The sequence below is a fragment of the Winogradskyella sp. UBA3174 genome, from assembly GCF_002364335.1.
Lineage (GTDB): Bacteria > Bacteroidota > Bacteroidia > Flavobacteriales > Flavobacteriaceae > Winogradskyella.
The window spans coordinates 76,017-96,508 of record NZ_DEXW01000064.1; the positions used below are offsets into that span (position 1 = coordinate 76,017).

Consider the following 20,492-nt stretch of genomic DNA (forward strand, 5'->3'; position numbering starts at 1 on the left):
ACAACTTCTAATTTATCTCAAAGTACGCAACGATAATACCTTTATATTTGCAACCACACATAAATTATAAAGTTGAAAGACCTCTTACTCATAACACCACCATTCACACAATTAAATACTCCATATCCTGGCACAGCCTATCTTAAAGGATTTTTAAACACAAAACATATTGGATCGTTTCAAATGGATTTGGGTATTGAAGTTATTTTAGAGCTCTTTTCTAAAACCACTTTCGAAGAAATTTTTAGGCTCGCTTTTGAAGACGGCCGCATTCAATCTGAAAACTGTGAACGCATCTATGCCTTAAAAGATCACTATCTAAGGTCTTTAGATGATGTTATCTTATTTCTGCAAGGCAAAAACCAAACCTTTGCCAGACAGATTTGCACTACAAATTTCTTACCACAAGCATCGCGTTTTAATCAGTTAGACGACATGGATTACGCTTTTGGAGCCATGGGAATGCAAGACAAAGCCAAACATTTAGCGACTTTATATATTGAAGACTTATCAGACTTTATCGTAGAATGCATTGATCCCGATTTTGGTTTTAGCCGTTATGCTGAACGTTTAGGCCAAAGTGCCAATGCGTTTGATGAACTCTATGCTCAGTTGCAAGATGATGAAACCTATATAGACCAAATCACATTAGAAATTTTAGAAACTCGGCTTAAAGAAACCAAACCAAAACTCGTTTGTTTTTCTGTGCCGTTTCCTGGGAATTTGTATAGCGCATTTCGATGTGCACAGTTTATTAAATCCCATTATCCTGAAATTAGAATAGCCATGGGAGGCGGATTTCCAAATACCGAATTACGTTCTGTTAATGACGTTAGGGTTTTTGAGTTTTTTGATTTTATCACTTTAGATGATGGCGAATTGCCTATTGAGTTATTACACGATACTGTTCTTAATAATGGAAACACATTTAAGCGCACCTTTATACTCGAAAACGGAGTTATAACTTACAAAAACACGACCACAAAACCAGACTACAAACAAGCAGATGTTGGCACTCCAGATTATTCAGATTTGGTATTAGATCGTTATGTTTCTGTTATAGAAATTGCCAACCCAATGCACAGTTTATGGAGCGATGGCAGATGGAACAAACTGACAATGGCACACGGCTGTTATTGGGGAAAATGTACCTTTTGTGATATCTCTTTAGACTATATAAAAATTTACGAGCCTGTTGCTGCCAGTCTCTTGGTAGACCGTATGGAAACGTTGATTGCACAAACTAGCGAAACCGGATTTCATTTTGTAGATGAAGCCGCTCCTCCTTCGCTGATGAAAGCTTTAGCGCTCGAAATCATTAAACGACAACTTAGTGTAACGTGGTGGACCAACATTAGGTTTGAAAAAAACTTCACACAAGATCTTTGTGTCTTACTAAAAGCATCTGGTTGCATTGCTGTTTCTGGCGGATTAGAAGTCGCATCAGATCGTTTATTGGCCTTAATCGATAAAGGAGTTACAGTAGAGCAAGTCGCGCAGGTGACTCGCAATTTCACAGAAGCTAACGTTATGGTGCATTCGTACTTAATGTATGGTTACCCAACACAAACTGTTCAAGAAACGGTAGATAGTCTAGAGATGGTACGCCAGCTTTTTGAAGTTGGTGTCTTACAGTCTGGCTTTTGGCATCAATTTGCATTAACAGCGCATAGTCCTGTAGGTTTACATCCTGAAGAGTATGGCATTACACCAAACTATAAAAACATCAGTTTTGCCAATAACGATATCGATTTTACGGACGCAACAGGTATAGACCATGCGCAGTTTAGTTTCGGATTAAAAAAATCACTTTTCAATTTTATGCATGGTATTGGTTTTGAATTACCATTAGATGAATGGTTTGATTTTGAAATTCCAGAAACCACCATAACTACCGATTATATCTATAATTGCTTAGAACAAGAGCCGGTCTTTACTATTAAACCAACAGCAAAAATAGTTTGGTTGGGCACTCTGCCTTTAATCAATGCGTTTTCTAAAACCAAAAAAGGTACAACGAAGGACTTCTTAGAATTTACATTTCATGACACTGAAGACACGTATCAAATCACCACAGAAAAAAATAAAGGACTTTGGCTTTTAGAGACCTTAGAAAAACTAACGCCTCAAAACAGACCACAAACGTTAAAACAGTTAAAAACTGATTTTGAAACCCAATTTAAAGATTTTGAATTGTTTTGGTATTCTAAACAAATTGGAGTTTTGAGAACCCATGGACTCTTAATATTATAGCTTTGGAAGGTTTATCACCCTTATTGAATGCTTTATACGTTAAATTATACTAAAATTCAATGTAAGATTTGACGTTGCAATCAATTTCAACGAACTTCGAAAAAAATTTAAAAAAAAACAACTTTATAATGTTGTCATATTCTAAACTATTAAAACAAAACCATGGCATATAATCTTTCTAAAATGGCAGCTTTAGATCTGTATCTTTCTTCGTTGTCCGAAAAAGAATATGACAAAATAAAACACCAACTAAATACACCCGAGGCTAGTACTATGCCTCTTATGAGTTGGGACCTCTTTAGCGAAAATCATTTCAAAACGCTTAAAAAACTTAAAATGAATACTGATATTAATACGGTTAAGGCATTTGCAGAAAAAGCGAAATGGAAAAACGAACTCGATAGTATTTTCAAAAATCAAAATTTTGAAGCTTTAATCATTACAGATTCCGAACAAAAGATACAATGGGTCAATGATGGTTTTACAGAAATGACTGGCTATTCTAAAAAACACGCACTTAACAAGACACCACGCTTTTTACAAGGACCAAGCACATCTCAAAAAACAAAAACGAAAATTAGAACGCAACTTACCGATTTAAAACCATTTAAGGGCATCATCACCAACTACCGAAAAGACAATTCACTCTACAAGTGCGAAGTAAAAATCATCCCAATGTATAGCCAAGAAGTCACTCACTTTTTAGCCATTGAAAAACTGGTTGTTTAAATACTGTAGAGACTTACCCGATTACTACAGAAAAAGATAAAGGGCTTTAGCTTTTAGAAACTTTAAAACAACTCACTCTTCAAAACAAACCATACCCGAACTCATAAACGACACCTTACTAAGAACGAAATCAAATAACATCAAAACCCAAAACATCAGAACTCCCAGAATTTATTAAATCAAACTTATATAATTGAGCTAAGCAAACTATGACAAAACATCTTGTAAGGCTTTTTAAAAAAAGCTAACTAACTTATCTTTACGCACCATTAAAAAAGTAGGAATTATGAAAGCAAGCAAGATGCAAAATTATATAAAAGCTGTATTAAATAATATGCCAACGGGCTGGTTAGACCTAACAACCCATCGTCTAGATATTTACAATGAAGCATTAGCCAAAACGCAGTTCTTAGATCAGTTTGAAACCTTATACAAAAACAACACTACTGAGTCAACTACACTCAATACATTACCTACGGCTTACGATTATATTCGTTTAGGTCATCCTTTATCTTGTATTCTAGAATGGGGAATTGCAAACTTACATGGATTAAAATCAGAAAATGTGATTAGTTTTTCGTCACAGACGGTTCCTGTTTTGTCAATTCTGCGACATAATTTATTAGCTAACAAAAGCACGCAAATCCTCTACACAGATGCCTTGCCAGAATCTTTTGATGCTGAACTCATAAAGCGTGTCTATAGTTATAACTTTGAATTAAAAAATATTAACAATGCAGAAGCTGTTTCTGAATTTAACGGAAGTACTATTTTTATTTCACAGCAAAATACAATTGGTACTAGTAACCACAATCCAAATATTGACTTTTATATTAATCTATACGCTCAACTTGGAAGTGCTTTAATAGTCAATGGAGAACAGAACGCTACTTATATTTCAGATATTCAGCATGTAAGACGACGAGAGACTATTGCAATGACTCCAGCCAATTGTCTTGTTACTTTAAAAGCTTTAACAGAACAGTCTTCTTTAGAAACTCAGAACACTAACATTGTAGCCAATAAAGCAAGTGTTTTAGAATCTATTAAAGATATTACTGGTACCACTTTAAAGCCACTTGTTGGCTCTAGTGGATTATCAGTTCAGTATGCGATTATGATGGGACTTATCGATGATGCACAAGAAAATCATAGCAGAAAGGCGATTAAATTCATTGTACCTACAAACTGTTACGGTGGCACAAATGACCAAGCAAGACGTGTTGCTGCTTGCCTAGATCATGTGGACGTTGTAGATTTAGAAGTCGATGGTGATAATGATATGGTAAAGAGTCTAGAGACCGTTTTAGCTACAATTGCTAACGACGATGCTGTGCCTTATATCATTGCTGAAATCCCAACCAACCCAAGAGTTGAAGTTCCGGATTTGCAACAATTAAAAGCGGTTTTAAGTGCAGAACGTAAAACGGCATCTGGAGAGATTGCTGTAGATCCTGTTTTTATTTTAGATCAAACTTTTTGTCCTAACATTCACTTTTTAGGTGAAGGAGAAATACTCTCATCGATTAGAGCTATTTCTTATGCTAGTGGCTCTAAATTCCCAAGTGGAGGAAAATGTACTGCTGGTTACTGTGTTGGAAATAACAAAGTAGAAAGGTTGATGGACAAGATAGAATTACATCTCGGGCTTTGCGATAATGAGGCAACTGCACTTCAATATGACATATTAGCGAAACAAATGCCTTCAATGAATCAAAGGATTGATGATGCTTACAAAAACACACGCGAATTCGTCAACTTTATACATGAGACATTGCCAGAGGCAAAAATCAATTTTGTTTCAGAAGAATTAGCAACACAAGGATTTACACCATCTGTATTTTCATTAGATCTTCCTACTAAAGGAGGTTCTGTTGAAGAAAAAGAAACTTACAAAAGAGCTTTGAATCATAAATTAATCAATTTAATGATTACAGAAATTCCTAATGAAAGCAAGTACTGTGTGAGTTATGGACAGTTACAAGGTTGTTATTGGACCATACCTGCAACATCAACACAAGGAACTACGAAAGAAGGAGACAAGGATTATATTGCTCGCGTGTCATTATCACCTAACATGGATATTGAACGTCACAAAAAGGTGTTTTTGGATTTTGCTGAAAATATTTAAATCCTGGTCATAATTACGTCAGTTCGAGTATTTATTTATTTGAAGTGCAACGAAAAATAAAGAAATGTATCGAGAACAGGTTGATAATTAAAACGATTCTCGATATAATTTTTTGAAAGAAAAAATCACTCGAAATGACGGAAGTACTAAAAATAAAAAAATCACCCAATAAACCTTTGACGTCAGTTCAAGTGTTTATTTATTTGAAGTGCAACGAAAAATAAAGAAATGTATCGAGAACAGGTCGATAATTAAAACGATTCTCGATACAATTTTTTGAAAGGAAAAAATCACTCGAAATGACGGAAGTACTAAAAATAAAAAAATCACCCAATAAACCTTTGACGTCAGTTCGAGTGTTTATTTATTTGAAGTGCAACGAAAAATAAAGAAATGTATCGAGAACAGGTTGATAACTAAAACGATTCTCGATACAATTTTTTGAAAGGAAAAAATCACTCGAAATGACGTATCAACTATAATTAATCAATTTTAAGAACATAATACAAATGGAAATTTTAGAGTGGATACAAAATTGGTTCAAAGACAGCTGCGACGGAGATTGGGAAAAAGCTGAAGTGATTCAAATTACGACGCTAGACTCTCCTGGTTGGGAAGTCGAAATCGATATCTCAAAAACTTCTATAGCCAATTTAGAAATAAAGTGGATTCTTAACGAAATAAATCGCCAAGATTGGTATGGTGTTAAAGTTGAGAATCAGAAATTTTTAGCTGCAGGTGATTCTAGTAAATTGATTTTCCTATTAGACTTGTTTAAGCAGATGATTGATAAAATTGAGAATGAATGAGATTCTGAATAATGTTCAGGATGACAAGTCTATTTAATTAAGTTCTTTACAGCATCAAAATCCAAACCTCCATAATTACCAGAACTCATTAAAAGCAATGACTTGTTATCAAAATTCTGTTTGAATAAGAACTTCTTAAAATCTTCTGGATTGGTATAGATGATTAAATCATCACGTTGAAAAGCATTAGCAATCTGCTCTTGTGTGATTTCTTCTAGCTTTTTAATTTCAACAGCATGCGGAGAATAAAAAACTACTGCGATATCTGCAGCATCTAAAGCGCCTTTGTATTCTTTTAGAAATTCGGCATTTAAGCTACTGTATGTATGTAATTCTAAACAAGCAACTAATGTTCTGTCGCTATATTGTTCTTTAACCGCTTTAGTTGTAGCCTCAACTTTACTTGGCGAATGTGCAAAATCTTTGTAAGCTATGCTTGTGTTAGATTCAGCAATTTTCTCTAAACGTTTGCTTGCACCTTTAAAAGTAGAAATGGCTTCGTAGAAATCGTCTTCATCTATTCCCATATGTTGGCAAATCCATTTAGCACCTGCTAAATTATTTAAGTTGTGTGATCCAAATACTTCAATTGGCATTGGCCCTTCTGGAGTTCCTAGTAACGTTTCACCATCTTCTACCACATATTCTGGAGTGGTGTATGGCAACTTTCTGATTTGATTTTCTGAAGCTTCTACCACACGCTTTACTTCAGCATCTTCTTCGTTATAATTAATACTTCCACCTGTAACGATAGAATCTACAAATATGCTGAACTGCTCAACGTAATTTTCATAAGTAGGAAACACATTAATATGATCCCAAGCAATTCCGCTCAGCAACGCAATATTAGGCTTGTATAAATGAAATTTTGGTCGCATATCTATTGGTGAACTCAAATATTCATCTCCTTCTAAAACGATAAAATCATTGTCTTCGGTAAGCTTCACCATTACATCAAAACCTTCTAACTGTGCACCAACCATATAATCGACATCACGATCGTGATAATGCATTACATGTAAAATCATAGAAGTTATTGTGGTCTTACCATGACTTCCTCCAATAACTACACGTGTTTTATTTTTTGCTTGCTCATATAGAAATTCTGGATAACTATAAATCTTCATACCCAATTCTTGAGCTTTAAGTAATTCAGGGTTATCGGCTTTAGCATGCATACCTAAAACAATAGCATCTAAATGTGAAGTTACTTTTCCTGGATACCAACCAAATGTTTCAGGCAATAAACCTTTAGCATCTAATCTCGATTTTGAAGGTTCGAAAATAGTATCGTCACTTCCTGTAACCTTGTAACCTTTATTGTGAAGTGCTAAGGCCAAATTGTGCATGGCTGAACCACCAATAGCTATAAAATGTACGTTCATAATATCCTTAAATAAGTCTTGTAAAAATACTATAAGTTTTTTGAAATGGGAAGAACTAAAAAGTATACCTCAACGTTAATTCGAGTGAATTCTTGGATTGAAAGGAATAGAATTAGTATCGAGAATACAGACTTATACCTTCTTTAGGTTCTCGATACAATTTTTAAAAAGAAAAAATCACTCGAACTGACGCTGAATTCACTAATAGCTGATCGCTATATATTAAAGATCCGGATTTACCGCCAAACTATTAAATAACTTAGCTTTTGTATTAAAGAATTTATTTTCAATCTCAATGGCTTTTAACTGACCATCAATTAATTTAGACTCACGAGAATTTACTAAAAACAAAGAGCTTTCACCTAATTGAAATTTACGTTCTTCTGCAAACAACATACGCTGAAAATCTGAAACCATTTCTGTCGTAATTTTATTTTGGGTGACGTAAGATTCTAATTCTTGTTTTAACGCATCAATCTTATTCTGTAAATTAACACGTGTGGCATCCCTTTCAAATTCTGTGTCTTGTAATTTTAAGCGCGCTAATTTTAAATCGCCACGTTCTTTCCTTAAGAATAAGGGAAAACTAAAATTTAAACCTGCTTTATATTCCGCAGTATTAAATGTCCTGGCTATATCTGGTGTCTGTGATAAGAAGTTATACTCTACATCTATTCTTGGTAATAATTTATTGGTCTTTAAACGCTTATCTACTTCTAACCCTTCGAGTTTAAGACCTAAGGACAACAATTTAGGATGTGCATCTAAAATCACATCATTCTCTCGTAATTGATTAATATTAAACGTCGCATCTACTATAGGCTCTGTATTAATATCTGGAATTACATCTGGCTGCAGCTCTACAGGAACATTATTATCTAGCCATAAAAAATTAGATAACTCTAAAGCTGCTTTCATTAGCTTTACTTTAGATTGCTCCAAACTTAATTTTCTACTATTTAATGCTATTCTGGCCTCAGTAGCATCAATTTGAGCATTTTCTCCGAGTTCTACACCACGGACAATTCCTCTGTAGCGAAATTCTGCATTGACTAAAAAATTCTCAAAAAGTTTCAGTTCATTATAAGATCGCAACCATTTAAAATAAACTAAAGACGCTTCAAATAAAATATTATTGACATAAATATCACGATCTGCTTTGGCTTGTTCTCTAAATAATCTGGCTTGCTTTAGCGCAGCCATTCTATTATTGATAATAAGACCTCTACCTAAAGGCACCATAATACCAGCACTGTACAAACCATCTTCTGGTACAAAAGCTTCTGGGTTTAGAAAGTCTCCTGTGTTTTCTTCGAACGTGGCTTTTAACTCAACCCCAAACCATGTTGGTATTTTGAATGTTCCATTTAATTGATCGAAATATTCCGTGTTTTTAAATTTCTTTCGGTCATAATCTACTTCTATCTTAGGATCAAAAGCACCACGAGACTTCATAAGTTCAGCCTGACTTTCGTCTATGACTAATTCCGCTTGTTTTACGATAGGATGAAACTTTTTTACAAAGCCCAAATACTCATCAAAACGAAGCACATTAGATAACTCCTCTGTTTGCGCTAGTCCAATAGAACTAAAGCCAACAAGAATAATTGTAAATAGAATTCGCATTTTACTTATTTTTAGATTTTGCACTTTCTATGGGTTGGTAATAATTAGGTGGGAATCCGTTTAATTGACGCCATAACTCAAACCAAATTGGTACATCTTCTAACAATGCCATAGTATATGCACCAGAACCTGCTCTAATTTCTTTAGGCCATTTATGATCTTCTTCGTCTGGCGCTAAAAGCACTCTAAACTTACCATTAGAGCTTATAAAATTCTCTACAGCAACAACCTCTGCACCGTAAGTACCATAAGATACATTTGGCCAACCACTAAATACAATTGCAGGCCAACCATCAAACTGTACACGAACTTTTTCTCCTTTATGTACTAGAGGCAAATCTATAGGCTCAACAAACATTTCTACAGCCAAATCTATATTCGATGGCATTATACCAACTAAAGCTTCTCCTTCTTTAAAGGTTTCTCCAATACCACCTCTAATGGCTTTATTTATAAAACCATCATAAGGTGCTCTTATGTAAAGTAAGCTATTTCTTATCGTATAATTAGAGACTTGATTATCTAATTTTGTAACCTGAGCTTCAGTATCAAACTGACTAGACTGTGCTGTCAATTTTTCACTTTCAGCTTTTGAAATCTTATCAGAATATTCAGCCTTCAGTCTAGAAATTTCAATCTTGGCATTTAGAACCTCATTTCTACTTCCTAAGAGTTTAGCTTCTTGAGACATTTCTTTAGCTTCAGTTGCTTGTAATTTTACACGTGCATCTTCAACAATTTTTAACGCGAAAATACCATCTTGAAGCAAAGAATCTGCACGAACATATTTTATATCTGCTATTCTAAGGTTAGTCCTAGCCGCAACCAAATCTATACTGTCTGCTTTTACCTTTAAAATTGCTTGTTCTATCTTATTCTCTGCCATTGATAACTTTAGACGACGCTCATTTGTCAATGCACCAATACGAACACCTTGTGCGATTACTTTGCCTTGATAAGATTCTACAGATAAAGATTTAGCATCACGTTGTTGCTCTGTTTTTTGGACTAAATTAGGATCAAAGTACTCACTTTTTATTTCAGATATTTTCATTATGGTATCCCCTTTCCTTACAGCATCACCTTCGCGTACGAACCATATTTCTATTCGACCTGGTATTTGCGACTGAATGGTCTGCGGTCTTTGGTCTGGTGTTAATGTGGTAACGGCTCCTCTACCAGTAATATTCTGCGTCCAGGGCAAGAATAATATTAGGAAACTTACAATAGCAAAGACACTTAAGAAGCGATTAAAGTATTTGTAATATTGTTTACCAAAAACGTGCTTTGCCGATTTGTATTTCGTCAAATCTACGTTATCGTTTAGTGGGTTTTTAGATATATTCAACATAGTGCTTATCCTTTATATAATTTGACCTTCTTTTAACGTAATCGTTTCTGTACAATTACTCATCCAATCCTGATTAAAACTTACAACGATTAGCGTCCAAGGACGTGAAGCGTCTGTTAAAAATTCTATTAATTCTAGAGCCTCTTTTCTTTCAAAATGCTCTAATGGATCTTCTAGAATTAAGAGTTTCGGTTGTTTTATGATGGCTCTTGCTAAAATAATTTTCTTAGCCACTGTATAAGACGTTTGCCTAGCTTCAGGATGAATAATTGTGTTCAAACCCTTTTCACTCTCTTTTATAAATTTAGAAAGTCTTGTATTAATTATAACCTCATCTATTTGATCTTGCGAAATATCCGGATCACCAAAAGTAATATTATCTTTAACAGTTCCTTCAAAGGGTGTGACATCTGCTAAGTCTAGACCTAATGCTGCTCTATATTCATTAAGACAAATATTACTAAAATTTGTGTCATTTAAAAAAATATTTCCCTCCGTTGGTCTAATAACACCTGAAATAAGTCTTATGAGACTAGACTTACCTGCTCCACTTTCTCCTTGAATTAAAACTCGACTTTTATCTTTTATAATTAATGAAATATTTTTAAGAATATGGACTGATCTATTAGGCACATCATAGCTAATATTTTCCAATTGAATTTTAAAATTTTCACTAAAATTAGGACTTTCACCTGTTTGTACCTCAATCTCCTTATCTACAACTTGACCCATTTTCTCTAAGGACGTTAATACATCATAAAAGGATTCTAAGCCAAGAATCAGTTTTTCAACAGAAGTAATGACTAATAAAATAATAATCTCTGCCGCAACAAACTGACCGATATTCATTTCTTGATTAAGAACTAATAGACCACCAATGATCAATAAACCAGCGGTAACAATAATCTTAAAACCTATCATTTGGATAAATTGCAAGACCAAAATCCTAAAGTGGTTTTCTCTAGCTTTTAAATACCCATCTACCAAATAGTCATTTTTATCTAATGCCATTGTTGTCTTACCAGAAATCTTAAAACTTATGATTGACCTTGCTACTTCTTGAATCCAATGTGCTACTTTATATTTTTGTTTAGACTCTAAAAGACTGGTTTCCATACCACGTTGAATAGTGAATTTGAAAACAATATAAATCAAGACAATCAATAAAATACCAAAGGCTATAAAAAAGGGATGGTACAACGATAGTAATATTAGTGCAAATACGATTTGTAATACTGCTGCTGGCACATCTAAAAGTAATTTAGAAAGTCCTTTCTGAATATTCAGTACATCGAAAAACCGATTTGCTAACTCTGGTGGATAACTGTCTCGAAGCTGCTCCATTTTAATTTTTGGGAAGCGATAGGTAAACTCAAACGAGGCACGAAAAAAAATACGCTGCTGTATCATTTCTATGATTCGCATTTGCATTAATTGTAAGATTCCAACAAATGCAACACCGATTGTTACAAGAACAACAAGTACAATCCAAGACGTACTGACTTGAGCTCCTTGAATTAAGTTAATAATAGCCTGTATACCTAATGGTAATGTTAAGGAAATTAAACCAGAAAAGACGGCATAATAGAGTACCTGCCTAACATCTTTACGTTCTAATTTCAAAATCCCAACAAAACGTTGCCAAGGGGTTAAGAGCGATTTATTTTGATCCATTTAATTATAAATTTAAAACATTTTGGGTTAGATTTTGAAAAAAATCAGTTGGTGTAACATCCTTATCACAATTTGTAATTGAACTGAAATGAACTTTTAAAAAATGTTGATGTAAAGCACCTTCAACTATAGTGCTTGCAAGACTTGAAGGAAACTCATAATCTTTGCTAACTCCGGCTATCATTTCACTAAGACGCATTATTAAGCGTTTATAAACAACAAAATAACCTTCCTTATTTTCACTATCTACTTCTTTAGTTAAATATGATTTTGAATATTCGTTAATAATAATTCTGTTTAAAACAACCTCATTAATATGAGAGAAGGTTTTATCTACTTTAATAGTTTTGGTAACAACCTCTATGGCCTTAGTTAGTTGTTCTTGTTTATTTGGCATATTGAACGTTGCAAAAACGAGTTGATATTCAAGCCAAGCCCAATACCAAGAGGTTAAGTATAACAGAAGTTTATGCTTACTCTCAAAATAACGGTAAATTGAACTTTCATTAGATCCGATTCTAACTCCTAACTTCTTAAAAGTAAAACTGTCAAAACCTATTTCTTCTATAAGTAAAATACTATTCTCAATAATACGCTTACCTAAGTCCGATGACTCAGGGTCCTTAATATAGATCTTGTCTGGGACAGAAATCTTTAAGTTTGAAAGTAAGTTTAACATATTCAAAATATTTGAGTGCAAATATAATAGTAATACTATTAACTTAAAACAATTAACAAATATTTAATAGCGTAAAAAAACTATACTATTTTTATAAAGAATCAAATATAGTCTAGACTTAAAGCTTATTAATAAGTGATTTTTCTTCTTTAAAAACTGCTATTTTAGGCAGGCCAATAATCGCCTTATTTATCCATTTTAAGGCTTCAGCCTTATTGCTTTTATGCTTGTAAATTTGAGCTAACCTAAAGTAGGCCCATTCTTTTGGGACTCCATCTTGCGAAGAATGATGAGACAAGTACGCTTTAAGGCATTTTTCACCTTTAGCTAGTTGAATGTTATAATCTGCACATACTTTGCCTATTTGATAATGCATGGCATTACGTTGTAAAGCATTTTGAGCGTCTTCAATATTACCAATAGCTTTTTCTGGTTGATTTTGGTTTTCGTAGAAGTTGGTTAGCTTTTCATAACAGGTTACAGAACCACCCACTTTAATCGCTAACCTATAATATTTTTCGGCTAACTCTGGTTCATCATCGTATTCGTAAACGTAGCCTTTAGCCAAATAACCATCAACTTTAGATAGTTTTTCTAATTCCGTAGCATAGCTCAAGGCTTTAGAATTACTACCACCTATAATTCCTGGAAGCGATACATATAATTCTACCAAAGCCCAACGTGCGTCAATATGCTTTGGGTCTAATTCTGCAGCTTTTAGGAAAGCACGTTTAACATCACCAATAATGCCTAAGGCTTTAATTTTACTTATACTTAAGGCTTTCATACCTAAAGCGCCTCCATATTTATATTGGTAATTTGCATTTTCTGGCGAACTATTTGTTAAGGTTTCATAGGTTTTAATGGCTTCATCCCATTTCATCTGATGACCATAAGCATCACCTAACAACTCAATAGCTACTGCATCATTAGGATTATGCTCTAAAAATGTAAGCATCTCTTTTTGAGCACTTTTATAGGCTTTCTTGGCTATAAAGTCTTCCGCTTTCTCTTTTGGACTTTGAGAAAAACAAAGCGAAGAGATTAATAAAATCGATAAAAATTTATACATAGAATAAAAACTTATAACTGCAAAAATACGATTTATGATTTAGTCATAAAACCTTAATTTGTTAACGTTTCGTTTCCCTCACAAATTGCTTAACTTCACTTATCGAAATATGAGTAATACTCATTTTAACTATTTTTGGAATGCCTTTTGATGGTGTTTTGTAGTAAATGAAATACGAATGAAAAATTATATAGCAGTACTAATGTTAATTTGCTTTGCAACGTTCTCTAATGCCCAAAATGACTTTGATAGTCAATGGAAAGCTGTAGAAAAATTTGAAAACGATGGATTAACAAAAAGCGCATCAGATCTCGTTGAACATATTTATAAAGATGCGACTCAAAACAGCAACTCAAAACAACGCATTAAATCTTTACTTTATAAAAGTAAATATCTTCTAACACTTGAAGAAGACGCACAATTAAAAATTATTAATTTGTTTAAGTCTGAAATTGAAGAAACAAAAGATATAATCACCAAACATCTTTTAGAAAATATCTTAGCTACGATGTACTGGCAGTATTTTCAGCAAAACCGTTACGTATTTTATAATAGGACAAAGACCTCTGAGAAAGTTAGTAACGATTTTAGAACTTGGGATTTAGAGACACTATTTAATGAGATTCATACGTACTACCAGCGCTCATTAGAAAATGGTATTTTAATGCAGCAAGAACCAGTAAGCAAATATAAAACACTTTTAATTGAAGCAAAAAGCTCTCAAGAATTTCGACCAACATTGTATGATTTACTGAGTCATAATGCATTAGAGTTTTACAAAACAGACGAAAATTCTATAACACAACCTGCTTATAAATTTAATATTGATGATGCCTCACTTATAAGTGATAGTGAGATATTTATTAACCAGAATCTTAAATCTAAAGATTCAGTATCGTTACAATTAAATACCCTAAAAATTTATCAGAATTTATTGAAGTTTCATCGCAAAGACCAGGCTTCAAAAGCTTATGTAGACAATGACATTAAGCGATTAAAATTCGTATTGCAACATGCCACGTTTAATAATAAAGAGAATTTACTTTTAGCAACCTTAAAAGGAAAAGTTGATGTTTTAAACTCATCACCACTGTCGGCTTTATATAATTTTGAAATTACTTCGTTGTATCAACAACAAGGTAATCGTTATAGCAGTAACGCAAATCAAGGTTCTGTTGATGACACCAATCGCTGGAAACTTAAAAACGCTATAGAACTTTGTAATTCCACAATTGCAGCGTTTCCTAAAAGTCTGGGAGCTAAAAAATGTATCATTTTAAAAGCGCAAATTTCACAACCACAATTGAGTTTGCAAGCAGAGCAATTTATTTCTATCAATTCAGCCTCTAGATTATTAGTTAATTATAAAAACCTAAATAGTTTAGATTTCAAAATTTACAAGATTAATAAAAGTCAATTAGAGACATATAATAAAAGTTATAATAATACTGAAAAAGAGAAATTCTTCAAAAATCTAAGTGTTAAAAAATCATTTACCAGCACTCTAAAAACCGAAGGTGATTATCAAAATCACAGCACAGAAATTATCCTAACTAGTTTACCAAATGGCTTATACCTTATAAAAGCAGATACTAATTCTGAAACTAATGTGTTTGCCGCGACTCATATTCAAGTGACAGATTTAGCATTAGTAGAAAGTTCAGAAAACAATAGCCTCAATTATCAACTTATTAATAGAAATAACGGAAAGCCAATAGTGAATGCTGCTATTAATTTAAGCTACAACAATAACCGAAATAAAACATTTACCAATAAACTTACGACAGATCGCTTTGGCAAATTTCAATTCGAAAAAGACAATAACTATTACCAAAATGCAGAAGTTAGAGCAACCTATAAAGAAGACGTTGGTTATTTTGGCGACTATTATATTAGTAGAAAATATAAAGACACTAAAAATAACGATACACAATACCGAACATTTTTATTTACTGATCGCAGCATTTACAGACCAGGACAAACCGTTTTCTTTAAAGGGATTATTACAGAAACAAAAAATGCTAAATCTAACGTAACTTCTGAGGAAACTATTACAGCAGAACTTTACAATGTTAATGGCGAAAAGCTAAATAAACTGAATTTTACAACCAATGAATTTGGGTCGTTTAATGGCGAATTTATTTTGCCAAATACAGGCTTAACTGGGGAATTTTTCATCAGAACCTATTCTAAAAAAGTAAGACTTAGTAACGCTTCTTTTTCAGTCGAAGAATACAAACGTCCAAAATTTAAACCCGAATTCAAACCTGTTACAGATACTTATAAAGTTAATGACAGTATTACTGTAAACGGAACAGCCATTGCTTTTGCTGGCAGTAACATTACAGGTGCTAAGGTGGTCTATCGTGTAAAACGCCAAGTGCAATATCCGAGTTGGTATTATTGGAGACGACCATATTATAATTCCGAACCTCAAGAAATTACATTTGGTGAATCTAAAACTAATGCTAAAGGAGAATTTGAGATTACGTTTAAGGCAATTGCCGATGAAAATGTTTCTAAAGAAAATCTTCCTGTGTTTAGATATGAAGTTACCGCAGACATTACAGATATTAATGGAGAAACCAGAACAGCAACAACGTCCGTAAATGTTGGCTATCATGCCATGACTTTAAAAGTTGTTGCACCAAATCTTATAGACAAATCAAAAAAGAAAATTAAAGTCTCACTAATCTCTAAAAATTTAAATGGCGAATTTACACCTGCAAAAGGAACTTTAAAGATTTACAAACTCACAGGTCCAGAATCTGTATTACGTTTTAGACCATGGCAAGCACCAGATTATCAAATATTAACTAAAGCCGAATTTAAAAAACTATTTCCTCATGATGCTTATAATAATGAAGATGCAATAACCAATTGGGAAAAAGGCAAAGAAGTCTTTAGCATCAATTTTGATACTAAAGAAGATAAAACAATCACCTTAAAGACACCTAAAAAATGGGATTCTGGCAAGTATATTATTGTCGCTAAAAGCAACGATAAGTTTGGACAAGACGTCAAAGATGAAGTCTTTACAACACTGTTTAGTGACAAAGACAAAACCATTGCAGATTACCAATTATTTGAAGCGCAATTAGACAAAACCACTTATAAAGCCGGTGATATTGCCAAGTTAACTATTGGCTCTGCTGCAGAAGCTATTAACGTTACTATAGAAATTGAAAAAGAAGGTAAAATTATAATGATGGAAGTCATAAACCTCAACAACTCTAAACAAACGATTAGTATTCCTGTTGTAGAAAATGATCTCGGTGGGTTTGTGGTTCACACCAGTTTCGCAGCTTTTAATAGCTACAATTCTCAAAGCTTTAGAATTAATGTGCCTTACCCTAAAACAGATTTAGAAATTGAAACTAAAACGTTTAGAGATAAATTACAACCAGGACAAGATGAAACATGGAGCTTTAAAATTAAAGGACCAAAAGGAGATAAAGTTTCAGCGGAATTATTGGCAAGTATGTACGATGCCTCTTTAGACGAATTTAAACCACACCGTTGGAATTTCAACCCAATTAATCGTCCATCGTATTATGGACGCATTAGTAAAAACTCTAAAGAAAGTTTTGGGAATACGAGTTTTAGACTGTTTAATCGTTTTGAAGTGGCTTCTAATTATCCGCAACAAAACTATGATCGTTTGAATTGGTTTGGGTTTTATTTTGGAAATAACTACCTATATGAAACTAAAAATAAAAGACTCTATACTCCTGAAGCTGCTATGATGGTTAATGATTCAGTGGAATTGGAAGAAACTATGGTTGTTGGATATAACACAGATACAAAAAAGGCTCTAGTATTTAATAGTGTAACTGTACAAAATGGAAGAACTATTATTGCCGAGATAACTAAAAAGGAAAAAGAAGATACAGATTCAGAAAACATCCAAATCCGAAAAAACCTAAACGAAACCGCATTTTTCTTTCCACAATTACAAACGGATGAAGAGGGCAATGTGAGTTTCAATTTTAAAGCACCAGAAGCTTTAACCAAGTGGAAACTGCAACTGTTAGCGCATACCAAAACTTTAGAAAGTTCTGTTAACCAATTAGAAGCTGTGACTCAAAAAGAACTCATGGTAATACCAAATGCTCCACGTTTTTTAAGAGAAGGTGATGTAATTGTTATTAGTACTAAGATTGCTAATCTAACAGATAAAATGTTAATAGGTGAAGCCCAATTAATTTTAACAAACCCAGTTACAAGTGAAGATATATCTTCAACCATAACAATACAACCTAAAGAATCTGAAGCAACGGGACAACTATACAAACCTATTAATACCTTTTCTGTAGACGCTAAAGGGAATACACAAGTGTCTTGGCGTTTACAAATCCCTGAAGGCTTACAAGCTGTACAATATAAAATCATTGCTAAAGCAGGAGACTTTAGTGATGGTGAACAAAATGCGTTACCGGTTTTATCAAATAGAATGATGGTAACGGAAACGCTTCCAATGTGGGTGCGCTCTAACGAAACCAAAACATTTACGTTAGATAAGTTGAAAAACAATACCTCTTCAACTTTAAAAAACCATAAGCTGACATTAGAGATGACGTCTAATCCGGCTTGGTATGCTGTACAAGCATTGCCTTATTTAATGGAATATCCTTACGATTGTAATGAGCAAACATTTTCACGTTATTATGCGAACGCTTTAGCACAACATATTGTAACATTGCATCCAAAAATTGAAGCCGTTTTTAATCAGTGGAAATCTCAAGAGGCACTACTATCAAACTTAGAAAAGAATCAAGAATTAAAGTCAATAATAATTCAAGAAACACCTTGGTTACGGGATGCTCAGTCTGAAACTGAGCAAAAAAAACGTATTGGGCTGTTATTCGATTTAAATAAAATGACTAACGAATTACAATCGGCACAGCGTAAACTTAAAAGCAATCAATCGTCCTCAGGTGCATGGCCTTGGTTTAAAGGAGGACGCGATAATCGTTACATCACACAGCATATCATTGCAGGTTTTGGACATTTAAAACAACTGAATGTGAACCTAAGCAAAGTCGAAGGCTCACCTGAAAACGTAATGATACAAAGTGCACTCGGCTACTTAGATTCAGAATTTGTACAAGAATACAAAAACCTAAAGAGGTATAATAAAGCTGTTGATTTAACCAAGAACCATTTATCACACACACAATTACATTATTTGTATGTACGTAGTTTTTACCCTGAAACGACACCTTCAAAAGAAGTTAAAACAATTATGGATTATTACCATAGTCAGATTAAAACCTATTGGTTAAAACGTTCGTTATATGCAAAAGGCTTAATGGCATTAACCATGCATAGAATGGATGATGCTAAAACAGCTACTAAAATTTTAAAATCCTTAAAAGAAAATAGCATCACTTCTGATGAATTAGGTATGTATTGGAAAGCGAATACCAACTCATGGAACTGGTACCAAGCACCAATCGAAACACAAGCCTTATTGATTGAGGCGTTTTCTGAAATTAAAAATGATGTTACAACAATAGATAATTTGAAGATTTGGTTATTAAAAAACAAACAAACCAATCAGTGGAAAACAACTAAAGCTACAACAGAAGCAGTCTATGCATTATTATTACAAGGTAGCGACTGGCTAGACATTACTGAAATGGTAGATGTAACCGTTGGAAACGAAACCATTTCGCCTAACACATTAGACAACGTAAAACTTGAAGCAGGAACAGGTTATTACAAAACGTCATGGACAGGTTCTGAAATTATAAAAGAACAAGCAGATGTTACCATCACTAAAAAAGGAGAAGGCATTGCTTGGGGAACTTTATACTGGCAATATTTTGAGGATTTAGATAAAATCACCTCAGCTGAAACCCCATTAAAATTAAGTAAGAAACTATTCTTAAAAACGAATACGGATAAAGGCGAAGAAATTTCTGAAATCACGTCAGAGACTAAACTAAAAGTTGGTGACTTAGTTAGAGTTCGAATTGAACTAAGAACAGACCGTTCTATGGAATTTGTTCACCTTAAAGATATGCGTGCAGCTGGCTTTGAACCTATTAATGTGTTATCGCAATACAAATGGCAAGACGGCTTAGGTTACTACGAAAGCACAAAAGATACAGCAACAAACTTCTTTATAGATTATTTACCAAAAGGTGTTTTTGTATTTGAGTATGATTTACGAGTAAATAATGCTGGTGATATGAGTAATGGTATAAGCACCATACAAAGTATGTATGCACCAGAATTTAGTAGCCATAGCGAGGGTGTTAGAATTAGTGTTGACTGATAATCTGTTAGTTAAATAAATTCTCTACGACTAATCGACCATATGAGTTACCAAATTAATAGTGTAACTTGAGGTTTACTAACTAAAAATCATAACATTATGAATTAAAAGTTTTTATGGTTCTAAGAATTTTACTTGGAATTTTTGTACTCGTTTTTGGCGTAAACAAATTTGCAAACTTTTTACCAATGCCAGAATTATCAGGAGATGCAGCTGCATATTTTGGCGCCTTAACCAGCTCTAAAACATTGATGCTTGTAGGTATTGTTGAAATCGTTGCTGGATTGGCTATTATTCTGAACAAATATGGCGCTTTACTTGCTTTAATTTTAATGAGTATTTCAGTAAATGCCGTTTTATTTCATGCGGTTTTAGATCCTGGAGGCATAGGAGGTGCAGCTGTATTACTTATCCTTAACATAGTAGTTATATATGGCTACAAGGAGGAATACAAGACTCTATTGAGCTAAAAAACTTAATATAGAACTAAAAAAAGAGAC

At 33.5% G+C, this 20,492-nt stretch carries 12 protein-coding genes; 6 read left to right on the plus strand and 6 right to left on the minus strand.

Annotated features, from left to right (window positions below; translation table 11 throughout):
* Nucleotides 1-72: 72 nt before the first annotated feature.
* From B2U95_RS12895 to B2U95_RS12910, 4 genes are all read left to right on the plus strand, one after another.
* Nucleotides 73-2,253, plus strand: coding sequence for a B12-binding domain-containing radical SAM protein (locus B2U95_RS12895; protein WP_296316944.1), 2,181 nt, complete (start codon nt 73-75; stop codon nt 2,251-2,253).
* Nucleotides 2,254-2,415: 162 nt separating this feature from the next.
* Entirely contained in the window at nt 2,416-2,982 is a 567-nt protein-coding gene (locus B2U95_RS12900; protein ID WP_296316945.1) for a PAS domain-containing protein, read from the plus strand.
* A 286-nt stretch (nt 2,983-3,268) separates the two neighbouring features.
* Nucleotides 3,269-5,113, plus strand: coding sequence for a PLP-dependent transferase (locus tag B2U95_RS12905; protein WP_296316946.1), 1,845 nt, complete (start codon nt 3,269-3,271; stop codon nt 5,111-5,113).
* A gap of 509 nt (nt 5,114-5,622) precedes the next feature.
* The gene (locus tag B2U95_RS12910; protein WP_296316947.1) at nt 5,623-5,922 is read left to right on the plus strand and encodes an immunity 53 family protein; all 300 of its coding nucleotides are present in this window, start codon (nt 5,623-5,625) and stop codon (nt 5,920-5,922) included.
* 29 nt (nt 5,923-5,951) lie between these two features.
* Here B2U95_RS12910 and B2U95_RS12915 read toward each other — a convergent pair whose 3' ends face one another.
* The 6 genes from B2U95_RS12915 to B2U95_RS12940 form a co-directional block, all read right to left on the minus strand.
* Nucleotides 5,952-7,307 (minus strand): UDP-N-acetylmuramate--L-alanine ligase, encoded by a 1,356-nt coding sequence (locus tag B2U95_RS12915; RefSeq protein WP_296316948.1) that lies wholly within the window; start codon nt 7,305-7,307, stop codon nt 5,952-5,954.
* A 222-nt stretch (nt 7,308-7,529) separates the two neighbouring features.
* Nucleotides 7,530-8,933, minus strand: coding sequence for a TolC family protein (locus B2U95_RS12920; protein ID WP_296316949.1), 1,404 nt, complete (start codon nt 8,931-8,933; stop codon nt 7,530-7,532).
* A gap of 1 nt (nt 8,934) precedes the next feature.
* Nucleotides 8,935-10,284 carry an HlyD family secretion protein gene (locus tag B2U95_RS12925; protein ID WP_296316950.1) on the minus strand — a complete coding sequence of 450 codons (1,350 nt, stop codon included), beginning with the start codon at nt 10,282-10,284 and terminating at the stop codon, nt 8,935-8,937.
* A gap of 12 nt (nt 10,285-10,296) precedes the next feature.
* On the minus strand, nt 10,297-11,958 hold the full coding sequence (locus B2U95_RS12930; protein WP_296316951.1) for a peptidase domain-containing ABC transporter: 1,662 nt from the start codon (nt 11,956-11,958) through the stop codon (nt 10,297-10,299).
* A gap of 4 nt (nt 11,959-11,962) precedes the next feature.
* A complete protein-coding gene (locus tag B2U95_RS12935; protein ID WP_296316952.1) occupies nt 11,963-12,637 on the minus strand; it encodes a TetR/AcrR family transcriptional regulator in 675 nt (224 codons plus the stop codon).
* Between the two features lie 118 nt (nt 12,638-12,755).
* Nucleotides 12,756-13,709: a tetratricopeptide repeat protein gene (locus B2U95_RS12940; RefSeq protein WP_296316953.1), complete on the minus strand. Its 954-nt coding sequence runs from the start codon at nt 13,707-13,709 to the stop codon at nt 12,756-12,758.
* 178 nt (nt 13,710-13,887) lie between these two features.
* On the opposite strand from B2U95_RS12940, the gene B2U95_RS12945 reads away from it, so the two are divergent.
* Together B2U95_RS12945 and B2U95_RS12950 are read left to right on the plus strand one after the other, a co-directional pair.
* Nucleotides 13,888-19,992, plus strand: coding sequence for an alpha-2-macroglobulin family protein (locus B2U95_RS12945; protein WP_296316954.1), 6,105 nt, complete (start codon nt 13,888-13,890; stop codon nt 19,990-19,992).
* Nucleotides 19,993-20,108: 116 nt separating this feature from the next.
* Nucleotides 20,109-20,462, plus strand: a complete 354-nt coding sequence (locus B2U95_RS12950; protein WP_296316955.1) for a DoxX family membrane protein — start codon at nt 20,109-20,111, stop codon at nt 20,460-20,462.
* Nucleotides 20,463-20,492 lie beyond the last annotated feature (30 nt).